This window comes from Aerosakkonema funiforme FACHB-1375 (genome assembly GCF_014696265.1).
Taxonomy (GTDB): Bacteria; Cyanobacteriota; Cyanobacteriia; order Cyanobacteriales; family Aerosakkonemataceae; genus Aerosakkonema; species Aerosakkonema funiforme_A.
Window position 1 is genome coordinate 29,131 of record NZ_JACJPW010000002.1, and the last position, 13,029, is coordinate 42,159.

General features: G+C 40.6%; 13 protein-coding genes. 8 read left to right on the forward strand and 5 right to left on the reverse strand.

Annotation, left to right across the window (positions count from 1 at the left end):
* Positions 1-188: 188 nt before the first annotated feature.
* The 5 genes from H6G03_RS01180 to H6G03_RS01195 all read right to left on the reverse strand — a co-directional run bounded on the left by H6G03_RS01180 (position 189) and on the right by H6G03_RS01195 (position 3,858).
* Positions 189-1,847 (reverse strand): protein kinase domain-containing protein, encoded by a 1,659-nt coding sequence (locus tag H6G03_RS01180; protein WP_190461227.1) that lies wholly within the window; start codon positions 1,845-1,847, stop codon positions 189-191.
* 153 nt (positions 1,848-2,000) lie between these two features.
* Positions 2,001-2,546: a GIY-YIG nuclease family protein gene (locus H6G03_RS01185; RefSeq protein WP_190461230.1), complete on the reverse strand. Its 546-nt coding sequence runs from the start codon at positions 2,544-2,546 to the stop codon at positions 2,001-2,003.
* Between the two features lie 45 nt (positions 2,547-2,591).
* Positions 2,592-2,915, reverse strand: coding sequence for a hypothetical protein (locus H6G03_RS01190; protein ID WP_190461233.1), 324 nt, complete (start codon positions 2,913-2,915; stop codon positions 2,592-2,594).
* A 97-nt stretch (positions 2,916-3,012) separates the two neighbouring features.
* A complete protein-coding gene (locus H6G03_RS38635; protein ID WP_255512159.1) occupies positions 3,013-3,135 on the reverse strand; it encodes a hypothetical protein in 123 nt (40 codons plus the stop codon).
* 6 nt (positions 3,136-3,141) lie between these two features.
* On the reverse strand, positions 3,142-3,858 hold the full coding sequence (locus H6G03_RS01195; protein WP_190461234.1) for a Uma2 family endonuclease: 717 nt from the start codon (positions 3,856-3,858) through the stop codon (positions 3,142-3,144).
* Positions 3,859-3,980: 122 nt separating this feature from the next.
* Here H6G03_RS01195 and H6G03_RS01200 point away from each other — a divergent pair, with 122 nt between their 5' ends.
* From H6G03_RS01200 to H6G03_RS01235, 8 genes are all read left to right on the forward strand, one after another.
* Positions 3,981-4,610 carry a Uma2 family endonuclease gene (locus H6G03_RS01200; protein WP_190461236.1) on the forward strand — a complete coding sequence of 210 codons (630 nt, stop codon included), beginning with the start codon at positions 3,981-3,983 and terminating at the stop codon, positions 4,608-4,610.
* A 503-nt stretch (positions 4,611-5,113) separates the two neighbouring features.
* Positions 5,114-5,953, forward strand: a complete 840-nt coding sequence (locus H6G03_RS01205) for an ABC transporter permease (RefSeq protein WP_190461238.1) — start codon at positions 5,114-5,116, stop codon at positions 5,951-5,953.
* A gap of 17 nt (positions 5,954-5,970) precedes the next feature.
* Positions 5,971-6,771: a class I SAM-dependent methyltransferase gene (locus H6G03_RS01210; protein WP_190461241.1), complete on the forward strand. Its 801-nt coding sequence runs from the start codon at positions 5,971-5,973 to the stop codon at positions 6,769-6,771.
* 23 nt (positions 6,772-6,794) lie between these two features.
* On the forward strand, positions 6,795-8,138 hold the full coding sequence (locus H6G03_RS01215; protein ID WP_190461243.1) for a B12-binding domain-containing radical SAM protein: 1,344 nt from the start codon (positions 6,795-6,797) through the stop codon (positions 8,136-8,138).
* 33 nt (positions 8,139-8,171) lie between these two features.
* The gene (locus H6G03_RS01220) at positions 8,172-9,032 is read left to right on the forward strand and encodes a glycosyltransferase family 2 protein (protein ID WP_190461245.1); all 861 of its coding nucleotides are present in this window, start codon (positions 8,172-8,174) and stop codon (positions 9,030-9,032) included.
* A 138-nt stretch (positions 9,033-9,170) separates the two neighbouring features.
* Positions 9,171-10,460 carry an ABC transporter ATP-binding protein gene (locus tag H6G03_RS01225; protein ID WP_322111829.1) on the forward strand — a complete coding sequence of 430 codons (1,290 nt, stop codon included), beginning with the start codon at positions 9,171-9,173 and terminating at the stop codon, positions 10,458-10,460.
* Positions 10,461-10,646: 186 nt separating this feature from the next.
* Positions 10,647-11,375: an O-methyltransferase gene (locus H6G03_RS01230; RefSeq protein ID WP_190461247.1), complete on the forward strand. Its 729-nt coding sequence runs from the start codon at positions 10,647-10,649 to the stop codon at positions 11,373-11,375.
* A gap of 21 nt (positions 11,376-11,396) precedes the next feature.
* Positions 11,397-12,872 (forward strand): hypothetical protein, encoded by a 1,476-nt coding sequence (locus H6G03_RS01235; protein ID WP_190461249.1) that lies wholly within the window; start codon positions 11,397-11,399, stop codon positions 12,870-12,872.
* Positions 12,873-13,029 lie beyond the last annotated feature (157 nt).

Genomic DNA, 13,029 nt, shown 5'->3' on the forward strand with positions numbered 1-13,029 from the left:
ATTATTACCTTGCATTTGCATTTAAAGAGTCCCAAATGGGACTTTTTTTTATTGCTGATTAGTTTGGTCATACTAAATCCTGGTTAACTACCTCCTGAGTGAACGAACGGCGAAGACGAGAAGAGTGCGAAGAGGAGAGGAAGAAGATAAAGGGGGTAGCTAATCTGGATTTGGTATCAATTGTGTATTTAGTGTAAATCTCGATCCCAAATGCCGATGTAAATGCGATCGCGATCGTTTCGCTCAATTACTCCTTTTAGATCGCCTACAGCAAAGGAATATCTATTCTTTTCTCTTTTATACACTCTTTCTAGCTGTAGTTTTATCTCCCGTGATGCTGGACTGCCTAGCATTTCATTGAGAGTTTTAAACATCGATTCCGAGTCTACCGAGGGAGCGAATGCTACTTCGGTTTGACGCAAAAGTTGGGTATTGCGATCGAATAAATAACCCAAGCTAACTTCACTGGGGACAAAATCTTCATAGAGTACGGCGCGGGTATTTTTCCAGACGCCTTTAGTAATTTTGCTGGGATTCCCCAAAGTATTTCTGACTGTAGATTCTGGCGTACCAACGGGAAAACCCGGTACGAGTCCGCGAGTCGAAATCCGGCGAGATCTATTTTGGTTAATAGGTTCTTGAGTTGCTGATGGGGGAGGGGTTTTTTCTGATACTGGATTTGGGGTTGATGGAGTGGAAGTGGGAGAGTTCTCAATCGCAGGGGAAGGGATTTTTGCTGTTACTGGATTTGAGGTTGATGGGGTGGAAGTGGGGGAGTTCTCAATTGCGGACGAAGTATCTTTTTTTACTACTGGTTGCGGTGCGATCGGTTGGCGAGATTTGGCGATCGCAATCCCAATAATAAACGCAGCACCAACGATTCCGCCTGCAATTATCGCTGCTTTTTTCCACTCCCTGGAACGATTGGAGGGATGAGGAATTTTAACTGCTTGGGTGGATGCGCCGCCTGGGGATACTGCAATCGTTTCTTGCTGGGAAAGGGGGACACCAGCAACGGGGGTAGGGGAAGTTTGTAAGGCGTCTAGCATTTGTCTGGCGGTAGAAAAGCGATCGCGTGGATGCGATCGAATCGCCTTATCCAATACCGTCGCCAAGTTACGGTTAATATTTGGCGCATTTTGACGCCAAATCAACTCACCCGTTTGGGAATCAACCTGCAATTCTTGAGGCAATTTTCCCGTCAGCAGATAGATGGCAGTTAGCCCCAAACTGTATAAATCGCTTGAAAATATTGGTCTACCTGCTGCTTGTTCCGAAGGCATAAACCCAGGCGTTCCGATTACCATTGAGTGAGTGGGGTTGCCTTGGGAATTCAGCACCGTGGTCATGGTTTCTTTGACTGCGCCGAAGTCAATTAAAATCGGTTTGTTATCGCGTTGGCGCAAAATGATATTGTCAGGTTTGATATCTCGATGGATGATACCCTGAGTGTGAACGTAATCGATAACGGGTAAAATATTTATCAGGATATCGCGGACGGTAGATTCGCTTAATTTTACTTCTCGCTGTAACTTTTCTGTTAAAGTTTGACCCTCAATCCATTCCTGGACTAAATAAAATTGTCCGCCTTCTTCAAAATAGGCGTATAAATCGGGAATTTGGTCGTGAGAATTGCCGAGTTTTTCCAGAATAGCTGCTTCTCGCGCAAAACGCTCTTGAATTAGTTGATATGCTTGCGGATTATGGGCAACTGGTTTAAGCTGTTTGAGCAGACAACGACGGCGGGAAGGCAGGTGAGTGTCTTCGGCGAGGAATGTTTGACCGAATCCACCAGTTGCGATCGCTTGTACGAGTTGATAGCGATTATTCAAGAGCTTCAGCGACATGATATACTATTCACTCTGGTTCTAGTATAAAGATTGAAAAGGGCAGATGCACGCAGATAAGATGTATTCATCTGTGTTCATCATGACTTAACTTACAGCTATAATGCTTGTAAGTTGGGTTTCATTACTCAACCCAACCTACAAATTGATTCGCTACTTCAAATCCAACAAACCGCTATCTTTCAATTTGGGATTAAAGCGGATTTCCTCTTGGCAACCGCGAGATTTTAACACCGCTAAAATTTCACTTTCTACTCGACGAGCCACATTTTTGAGCAGTTTAGATTGCGCCAACTCTTCTCCTGCTGCCTTTTCATAATTTGCCTTTTCTTCATCTGTCATCAGCGGTTTGACATCAATAGCTTCTGTCCATTTTACTTTATCAGCACCATTCCCAACTGGAGTAGCGCCATTTTCAGCAATCCAAGCATTCATCGTATTTTCTAGAATTGTCCGATTAGGCTTTTCAATTGTTTGGACTTTGAGCCAGTAGCATTTTTGCGGCTGACGGACAAAGTGCTGTTTGATGCTGAGATAAACATCGCGAGAATAGCCGACAAATTGAAGCGCTTTCTCTTCGTCATAAATTGCGTAAACACCGATTTTACCTTGCAAAATTTCAGGTAATTTGCCAGCTTCATCAAGATAGGGAATTTCTGCTAAACTGGCGAGAGAAGTAATATCTGTTTGAGCGGTCATTTGATTTTGGATTTTAGATTTTGGATTTTGGATTAATCGTATTTATTATCCGATTTTGCGATAAATCGCACAGAGGCGACTGGGGTTAAAAATCTTCGCTTTGAACATAAAATTAGGCGGTACATTAATAATAGCGTGTTCCGGAGATTGGTAGTATGGCTCAAATTCCGCTGGCATTCCTTTCGGGGTGGCGCTGCTGTAGGGTACTGGTTGAAATAGTAATTCCGTGAATTCAACTTGCTGGCATTTTACCTGTTCGGCAACTTGCTGGAGAAACGTTTCATTTTTTAGGAAAGCAAATAGGGTTTCTTTGGCTTCTGGGTCAAGGGTGAAGCTGCTATCAAAATTTTCGATGATTTTGAGAGACATTCGATTCAAACCTCATATAGGGACTTTTACTAGAGTATGAGATTGTGTGACTCATGTCAGCTAAATGAGGAGGGAAATAAAATTAAAAATTGTGAAGTTAACTTCCTGGGTCGTGTTGTTCCAAAATAGTTGATGGAAGGTGTCTTAGAATCGCTCGATCGAAATTAGGCGATCGCATTTTCCAAAACTCAGAGAAAGTGCGATCGCACTTGACAGTCAAAGTTGCTCATAACTGTTCTGGGTCAATTCCTTGTTCTCGCAATTTTTCTATCAAAGTTTGATAGCGTTGTTGTGATTCTTGACGCAACCTTTTTTCTTGTTCGAGTTGCGCGATCGCATTTTCTGCTCTTTGCCTTTCCTCTTCTCTGAGTCTATCCAATTCCACCGGAGTAAGAAACTTTTGTCCATCCGGGCGATAAATTTCTAAGGTATCTTCTTTGAGTTCAAATCGAATACCTAAACGAGGACTTACCCACCCATTCATTTGTTCAATTGGTTCTAACCAATCACCAGAACGAAGAAAGCCTGTTAACTCTACATCATCAGGATCGTAAATGTAATATTCTTCCACACCATAGCGTTGATAAAATATCACTTTTTGCAACATTTTTCCAGTGCGATTACCAGGGGAAAGGATTTCAAAAACAACTTGGGGAGGAATATTATTTTCTGACCATTGTCTGTAGGAACCTCTGTCACCTTTTGGTCTACCAAAGACTACCATTGCATCGGGTGCTTGACGAATGGTATTATTTCCTTCAACGGGATACCAAAGCAGATCGCCAGCGACAAATACATCATCGTTGTTGGCAAACAAAATTTCCAAGTTTTCTTTAATTACAACGAGCCAGCGAAATTGTTTAGTCTTGTCTGCCATTGGTTGTCCATCGCTGTCAGGGTAAATGATTTCTCGGGTAGTTTCGGCGGGGAGTTGTTGTACCATAGCCGTTTAATTGGTTGTAATGGCTGATTTTAATATCTATATATTTTATCATTTCTGCTGATATACTATATGATAGTACCCTGTATACCTCATAAACAATCTAAATTATCTAAAAAAATACTATGACTCAATCCCAAACTGAACCCAAACTATACAGATTTGATGAATTTATAAGCTGGTATCCCGAAAACTCAGAAATTCGTTACGAACTGCATGAGGGAGTAATTATCGAAATGCCTAAGCCAAAGGGAAAACATTCAAATCTAACAGGTTCCCTTATCGAGCAACTATTGATAGTTATTAGGCAGATGGGCAAAGGCGGCATTTGGACTATTCCTAGAGAATCGATTGTTAAAACTAAACGGGAAAAATCCGGTTATGAGCCGGATATTATCGTTTTGAATCAAGAAGTTTTGGGAGATGAACCGCGATGGGAAAGCGAATCGGTTATCCAAAATCCCGATTCAGTTAAATTAATTGTTGAAGTTGTTTCAACTAATTGGCGTGACGATTACTACAATAAACTTCGAGATTATGAGGAAATGGGAATTGAGGAATATTGGATTGTTGATTATGCAGCATTGGGGCCGAAAAAGTTCATTGGCGATCCCAAGCAACCTACATTTTTTGTTTGTAGTTTGGAGGATGGGGAATATCAGATGAATCCATTTACGGAAGACACGGCGATTAGTTCTCCGACTTTTCCCCAGTTTAATTTATCACCTCAGCAGGTTTTTGCGATCGTTCTGTAGTCCCCACACCCGTCTGGGATTCAAATCCCAGCCTAATAGCTGAAGTCCACTGAAGTGGACTAAAAACTTCTCTTCAGTCCACTTTAGTGGACTTTCGCTATGACGCTCAGACTTCAGTCAAAAAACCCAAACTAATCCTTAAGGTAGATGTGCAAAAACTTTAAGTAAGCTGTGAAATCGGCCAGGATGGTTAGTACAAAAGCTGAGAAACCGGGTTTCTCTACGAAAAATATAGACCTCCAAGTTTAATCAGTGACAAAAAACCCGGTTTCTGACCCTGGTGGGCGATTTGGGTTTAAGTGAGTCGATCGCCTTGACAAGGATGTTATCTTAGTCTGGGATATGGGAACCTTTTGAGTAAACAAACACTCAAACACTGACAAACTTACACGGATTGCTTATCGGAATCGAAGGCATGAAGCTTGTAGGTACTGAAGACCTCTGGGCGCTAAGCACCTCTCGCCTCTGACCTGAAAAATTGTTACCTGCCATACATTGCATATATGAGTTACTCCAGTCAACCAGAATTAATCATCGAGGCGGGTCGCACTGAAAAGCAATACTGGAAAGACCTGTGGCGCTACCGGGAGTTATTCTACTTCTTGGCTTGGCGGGATATTCTGGTACGGTATAAACAAACTGCGATCGGCATTGCCTGGGCCTTGATTCGACCTTTTATGACAATGGTTGTTTTCACTATTGTGTTTGGCAAATTGGCAGGATTAGCATATAAGACTCCCACTGTCAACTATCCCATACTGGTTTTTGCCGCTATGCTACCTTGGCAATTCTTTGCCAACGCGCTAACAGAGTGCAGCAACAGCTTGATTAGCAACGCCAATTTGATTTCAAAAGTCTACTTCCCCCGCTTAATAGTACCTGCTTCCGCCGTAATCGTTAGTTTTGTAGATTTTATGGTTTCTGGCATAATTTTGCTAGCGCTGATGGCTTGGTACAATTTTGTGCCCGATTGGCGTATAATCACGCTACCTCTGTTTATTTTGATTGCCTTTGCAGCAGCAATGGGCGCAGGGTTATGGTTAGCAGCGCTGAACGTCAAATATCGCGATTTCCGATATATCGTGCCATTTATCGTGCAGTTTGGTCTTTACATATCGCCAGTCGGTTTTAGTAGTACCATAGTACCGAAACATTGGCGTTTGCTCTACTCTTTGAATCCGATCGTAGGAGTGATTGACGGCTTTCGCTGGGCTATATTGGGTGGAGAATTTAAACTTTATTGGCCGGGATTTAGTTTATCTTTAGCATTGGTAGCCTTGTTATTTGCCAGCGGTATATGGTACTTTCGCAAAACAGAACGCACTTTTGCTGATGTAATTTAGGCAGGAGAAGACGAAAAATGCTCAATAAAAAAATCCAAGCCATACTGGTCTGCCCGGAAACAAAAAAATCTGTTCATTTGGCGAGTCAGCCATTAATAGACGAACTAAACTTTCGCATTGAACGAGAAGAAATAAAAACCAGAGGCGGTCACAAAGTCGAAAATAAAATCGATGGTGGCTTATTGTATGAAGATGGAACTTGGCTTTATCCGATCGAAAATGGAACTCCTATTATGGTTATTAATGAAGCTATACCCACTAACCACCCGCCTATAGCCACGGCGGACACAATTAATGTTGACAATACAGCAGAATTATTACTTAATGCAGGTTGCGGACAACGACCATTGCCTGGTTTTATTAACGTCGATTTTGAAAAGTCTAGCAAAGCGGATGTAATCTGCGACTTGAGATATCTACCATTCAAAAATGGAGTGATGTCAAAAATTTTGTGCAATCATGTATTAGAACATCTAAACGAAGATATGTGGCGAGGTAAAGCAGAAATATCTGAAGCCGTTCTAGAATTTTCACGAGTATTAAATAAAAATGGTAATGTTGAAATAGAAGTTCCTTCTCCCCAAGGGCAAGATGCGGTAAGAGGAGATCATTTTACGGTTTACGGACACTTACGTTTAATCGCGATCTTTAGACTTTATTTTGAGAGTGTGAAATGTGCGGGAGTGGGAACCTGGGTAGAGGCAAGAGGATTGATACGGCTATTTAATAAATTGAGCAAATGGGACCCTTATTGGGGGAATGCTTATAAATTTTTCCTATCAAACCCCAAGTCAATGACCCAGATTGTTATGTACTGATTATAAAAAAAGGAGAAAATAGTATGAAAATTTTATTTAGCAATCCCCCGTGGTGGGAAAAAAAAGAAGGCAGATACTGGTTCTGGAAAAGACACTGGCGTGTTGGCGTCAGAGCAGGTTCCCGATGGCCTTTTACCTACGTCAGTAACTGTAGCCCAGATAATTTTAAGTTTGGCGAATACCTACCTTACCCATTTTTTATGGGATATGCCACAACTTATGCCAAAAAGGAAACGGGATATGATGTGCGTTTCCGTGACAGTATTGCTTTGCGGGAATCGTACAAGACTTATTTTCAGCATTTAGAAGCAGAAAAATACGACTACATATTCATTGAAATTGCCACACCCAGTTGGGAACACGATCGCTCTTTGATCGAACAAATCCACAAACGCCTGCCAGATACTAAAATCGTAGTAACAGGGCCGATTACAACTATTAAGTCAGAAGAAATCCTCAATAATTATCCCGTTCACGCCTGCATTAGAGGTGAATACGAAAAAGGCAGCGTGCGCGTCCTCAAAGGAGAATCGGGGATTATTGACTTTGACCTGCTCACTGTAGCAGAAATGAACGCAGCGCCCTTTCCTTATTTTGATGAACTTCACGCTCACCGTTACTGGGACGGCAATCCAGTTGGGCAAGTAGCCCCTCACGCCCAGATTTGGAGCAGTCGCGGTTGTCCGTTTAAGTGTATCTTTTGTGTATGGCCTGCCGCTATGACCGGTAACGACCCGGACGGGACGAAAACGCGGACTGTACGCCAGTACTCGCCGGAGTATATGGAAGCTTTTATTCGAGAATTAATCGATCGCTTCCAATTCAAGTGTATTTACTTCGACGACGATACATTCAACTTGGGCAACAACCATGTTGTGAAAATGTGCGAAGTAATGTCTCGTATTGGTATTCCTTGGTCAGCCATGTGTCGAGCTGATACCATCCAAATGGGAACCTGGCAGCTGATGAAGGAAAGTGGTTGTTTTGGCGTCAAGTTAGGGTTTGAAAGCGGGAATCAAAGAGTGGTAGACAAGATCGTCAACAAGCACTTAGATTTGGAGTATGCCGCGCAGATCGTGCGCGAGTTAAAGCGAATCGGCATGACTGTTCACGGCACTTTCACATACGGTTTACCAGGAGAAACAAAGGAGGAGATGCTAGACACAAAACGCTTCATCGCTTCTCTACCTTTTGATAGCTTCCAAGAATCGGGAACTGCTGAAATAGAGGGGACTCCACTGCATACACTCCGCAAACAGGGCAAACTAGAAAAGTATGAGGGAGCTGCCATTGATTCAAATTACAAACGAGAAGTAGACGGCAGCAAAAAAATGCAGATATTAGTAGAGGATTTGAGACAAAATTAGTCTGTTCTATATCGTTTAGTGGGAAAAGCTCCGATGCCAAAAATTTCGCTATACATTCCCTGCTTCAATGTCGAAAAGTATATCGCTCGTTGTATCGAGGGAATATTAAATCAGACCTATGCGGTAGATGAAATTTTGGTTATCGATGATGGCAGTCGCGATCGCACTGTGGAAATTGCTTCGCAATACCCGGTGCGAATCATCAAGCATGAGGTTAATAAAGGACTTTCCGCCGCCCGCAATACCGGATTTCGGAATGCAAGCAATGAATGGGTGGCATCTTTAGACGCCGATTGTGTAGCGGATTCTCATTGGCTTGAAAAGTTGGTACCCTCGTTAGAAGAAGATGAAAAAATTGCGGTCGCAGGTGGTAGGTTAGTAGAGTTCGTACAAGAGTCATGGGCCGATCGCTGGCGCAAAGTACACATGACTCAAGATTGGGGAGACGATCGCTTGTCTGACCCTCCATTCATGTATGGTAACAACAGTCTGATCCGCAAATCTGTAATAGAAGAGGTGGGCTGGTTTAACGAAAAGTTAAGAACGAATGGAGAAGATGTAGATATGTCAAAGCGAATTTACGATAAAGGTTATCACATTGTATACGAACCCGCTGCAATTGTTAACCATCTTCGTCATGACAGCATTCCTTCTATTTTGGATACATTCTGGAGATACTTAAGATTTAGCTACCCCACCTATAAAGAAATTACATTTAAATGGTTTTTGCATAATGCTTACAACGTACATTTAAAAGGAGTCATGATAGACCTGCTATATCGAGATTTAAAGCGCAATAAAAATTACCACTTTATTCCGTTGGATCTGTTTGTACCTTGGTATTTAACGTACCGCAATTTTAAGTTACTTTTAGAAAACAGAAAGCAAGGATAAGAAACAAAGAAAGGGTAAATCTTCTGCAAGAATACAAAAACGTAGGGAAGTTAAAGCATTCCTTGAAAATAGCGAAAAATGAAAAGGGTGTTTATAGAAAGTTGGTTAGCTAGTGTAATTTAGGTGGGAATTGAGGGCGTGTCTGATACTGTAATCCGCGTAGAAAATCTGGGCAAAAAATACTTAATTGGGCATCAAGAACGATTGCCTTATAGGACTTTGCGCGAGTCAATGGTACGAGGAGCAAAGAATTTAAGTCGAAATTTACTCAACCCTTTTGGCAAAAAAGTTTCCCATCCGGCTTATGAAGAATTTTGGGCTTTGAAGGATGTATCGTTTGAGATTAAGCAGGGCGACGTAGTAGGTATCATCGGTCGCAATGGTGCAGGCAAATCCACATTATTAAAAATTTTGAGTCGCATTACAGAACCAAGCATAGGTCGCATTTTTATCAAAGGTCGCGTAGCAAGTTTGTTGGAAGTAGGAACAGGTTTTCACCCAGAGTTGACTGGCAGAGAAAATATCTATCTTAACGGTGCTATCCTGGGTATGAGTAAAGCAGAAATTAAACAAAAGTTTGATGAGATTGTCGCCTTTGCTGAAGTAGAGAAATTTTTAGATACCCCGGTTAAAAGATATTCTTCTGGAATGTATGTGAGGCTAGCCTTTGCAGTAGCAGCACACCTAGAACCAGAAATTTTAGTAGTTGATGAAGTGCTGGCGGTTGGAGATGCTGCTTTTCAAAAGAAGTGTTTGGGAAAAATGGGAGATGTCGCTACCAAGGAAGGTCGCACAGTTTTGTTTGTCAGCCACAATATGGCAGCAGTAGAAAAGCTATGTCGGCGTGGTATTGTCTTGCATCAGGGGAAACTTCAATATGTCGGTAACCAGACCGATTCAATAAGCAAGTATCTCACAAATTTTTCGGCAAGTGTCATTTCTCTAAAAGAGCGCACTGACAGGCAAGGTTCGGGCGAAATCAGGGTAGTGGCGATTGAAATTAGAGATGAGGAAGATAATATTTTAGACACAGCAGCTTCCGGTCAGAATATCAACATTTATTTTTATTTTGAGCTTAAACCAGGAAATCAGCTAAAAAAAACTGTTGCAAGTTTAATGGTAAAAACTGAGTGGGATGCACCAGTTTTTATCCAACACAGCAGGCTTACTCAAAGCGATTTTGGTGTTATAAATAGAAGTGGGTTATTTATTTGTAAAATAAAGCGTTTACCTTTGCCACCAGCTAATTATAGAATAGCCTACAGTATTATGCCTAATAATGGCATGGAGGCGACTTACTATGACTATGTGGAAGACGCTGTAAATCTAACGGTAGTTGATGGAGATTTCTATGGTTATGGGGAGGTTCCACCCATATCTCATGGTGTTTGTCTGGTTGATTCAATATGGGAAATAAAACTAAATTGATAGTTGGAAATATCAATATGAAATTCCTAACAAAAAATAAATATAAAAATCAAACAAGTAATAAATTACCCGAAAAACTGTGCTAAATTAGATAGAGATATTATTAAATGTTTTTGAATTTCAGGCAAACAATTATTACGCTTTTTGGTCAATTGAGATTTCACCTGTGATTTTAAGGAGGCTATATTGGGTATAGTAAGAATGGGGCCACCTAATGATTTAGTAGCTCAGTTAGCGGCAGAGTTTGGTGTGATAAACTTTGTCGAAACTGGTACTGCTTACGGAGGTACGGCACTTTGGGCATCGCAACAATTAAAAAATGTCTTTACTGTTGAATATTGTCAGGAGATTTACGAACAAACAGTTAAAAATTTTCAACATATTGAGAATATAGAATTCCGCTTTGGAGACTCAAGGACAGAACTAACGAAAATAGTAAGTCGGCTGGAGAGTGCAAGTTTTTTTTGGTTAGATGCACATTGGAGTGGCGGCATAACTTATGGAGAAAACGATGAATGTCCTCTACTTGAAGAGATCGATATTATCAATAAGTCTGAATTTGAAAATTTTATCTTGATTGATGATGCGAGGTTATTTACATCGCCTCCAATGCCTCCTCACAGGATAGAACAATGGCCGGATATTACTGCGGTACTTAATGCTCTCCACTCAGGACGCAGCGATAGATACATTATAATAATCGAAGATGTGATTATTGCAGTACCTCAAGCTGCCAAGCCAACTGTCGCTAAGTATTGTCAGGAAGTGAATGCAAAAGCCTGGGTAGAGTTTGACAAACAAGTCAACACTCCCAATTATATCAAAGGTATAAATTTAATTTACCTAGATATAAAGCAGAGGCTAAGACTCATAGAAAGAATTAAGAGACGTTTTTCTCAAGTTATAAAAAATTAGTCTAGCAGGTAGCGAGGTAAGATGGATAACAAGCTAAGAGAGGTGATAGGGCAGGTCTGTCCTGAAATAGATTTAAACGGTTGGAAACCTTTATGTCCCATCTGTGCAAATCCTATAAAAATAGATGTTAAAAGCTATTTTGTATTTGCCCAAAGACATTGGGGTTACGGCTGTTGTAGTTCATGCGACAAGAAGTTTTTATTAGATGTGCCTGCTTTACTGTACAATCTCTGGTATCCGCAAATTATGGATATAAGTACGGGAGAAGTCTATGGCACTGATAGTTGGTGGAAAGCAGATATGTATAATATCTATTTCACATTTTTTGGGCAGAAGCCTGTTGCTGGCGAAAAGAAAAATTTGAGAAATCTACATACCAGATTTAGAACGCTGGTAAACATCATCAAAATGGGTGATATCAATGTATTATACAGTGCAATTAAGAAAAATTTTCCGATTTTAGAAAAAAAATGGCTGACCGGAAACAAAACATCTAACGTTACAAAGAAAGTCAAACCTACACTGAAAATAATTTCTAAAAACGCTAGTAATTCCGATTCAGTACTGCTATTTAATTGCCTTGATGAGTACTACGGTCACACTACCTGTTTTATAGAGTTTGTCTATATGATTTACGATCGCATTGGAGACAAGCTCAAACAGCAAGGGATAGCTACAGCGATTTTAATTCCTGAGTACTTGCAATTTTACGTTCCTGACTTTATTGACGAAGTATGGGTGGCTACACATTTACCCTCTCCCTTCGGTCGAACTACATTCAGAGATGTTGATTTCAATAATCAACTTAATGAGGCAATTAAGCATAAAAAAGTATTTATACCAAATCAATGGATAAATCGCAGTTCTGGTGTAGATGTCCGCCGATATTTCCATATGGATATTGTAGAACAGCGGGCTAAAATATCAGTCGATCGGTATTCTCACATTTTTGTTTTTTACAATCGGGAAGATAATCGTTGTTGGGGCGGTCATCCTAAAAAAGAACTAAGGAACTATTCTAAATTAGCGAATATTATCAAAAATAAATATCCATCAGCAGGTATATTTATTGTGGGAATGAAACGGAATTATCCATTAAACAATCCAAATATTATTGACTGGCGAACAAATGGAATAACTGAGAACTATACTGAAAAGCAAATCGACTATCTATACCTGCTTTCTAAAACAGATTGTGCGGTAGGTATTCATGGATCTCATATGACAGAAATTTCAGCATTAGCAAGAGCGGTCATCACTTTACAACCAGAATCTAGATATAAAAACTACACTGACGATATGTTCTTGATTAAATCTGATGATTTTATTGCCGATCTCAATAGGTTTTATTCAATTTTTGGCAAGAACAATCTTGTTGATGTATCGCCAGAAAAAGTGTTCAATATTATGGAAGCTGCTTTGCATAGAGTAAACTATGCCTATCCAAGTTTAAAAGGTTATCCGAGTATGGAAGCCCTTTACGAGCAAAACAACTAAGATTTACGCAGCCATTTGAAAGCTGAGTAATATAACAAGTAATAATGATTCATTAATAGGAGGCCATAAAATTTCTACTCGTGCGCTGTTCGGCGGTAACTTGCTGGGTCAAATCGGTCATAAATATCTCAAATAGAGAGTTGTGTAGCAAATAAGT

Excerpts from the sequence above, each read along its gene's own strand:
- H6G03_RS01210 (WP_190461241.1), top strand. The coding sequence starts at position 5,971 with ATGCTCAATAAAAAAATCCAAGCCATACTGGTCTGCCCGGAAACAAAA.
- H6G03_RS01215 (WP_190461243.1), top strand. The coding sequence starts at position 6,795 with ATGAAAATTTTATTTAGCAATCCCCCGTGGTGGGAAAAAAAAGAAGGC.
- H6G03_RS01190 (WP_190461233.1), bottom strand. The coding sequence starts at position 2,915 with ATGTCTCTCAAAATCATCGAAAATTTTGATAGCAGCTTCACCCTTGAC.
- H6G03_RS01220 (WP_190461245.1), top strand. The coding sequence starts at position 8,172 with ATGCCAAAAATTTCGCTATACATTCCCTGCTTCAATGTCGAAAAGTAT.
- H6G03_RS01195 (WP_190461234.1), bottom strand. The coding sequence starts at position 3,858 with ATGGTACAACAACTCCCCGCCGAAACTACCCGAGAAATCATTTACCCT.
- H6G03_RS01185 (WP_190461230.1), bottom strand. The coding sequence starts at position 2,546 with ATGACCGCTCAAACAGATATTACTTCTCTCGCCAGTTTAGCAGAAATT.
- H6G03_RS01205 (WP_190461238.1), top strand. The coding sequence starts at position 5,114 with ATGAGTTACTCCAGTCAACCAGAATTAATCATCGAGGCGGGTCGCACT.
- H6G03_RS01200 (WP_190461236.1), top strand. The coding sequence starts at position 3,981 with ATGACTCAATCCCAAACTGAACCCAAACTATACAGATTTGATGAATTT.
- H6G03_RS01180 (WP_190461227.1), bottom strand. The coding sequence starts at position 1,847 with ATGTCGCTGAAGCTCTTGAATAATCGCTATCAACTCGTACAAGCGATC.
- H6G03_RS01235 (WP_190461249.1), top strand. The coding sequence starts at position 11,397 with ATGGATAACAAGCTAAGAGAGGTGATAGGGCAGGTCTGTCCTGAAATA.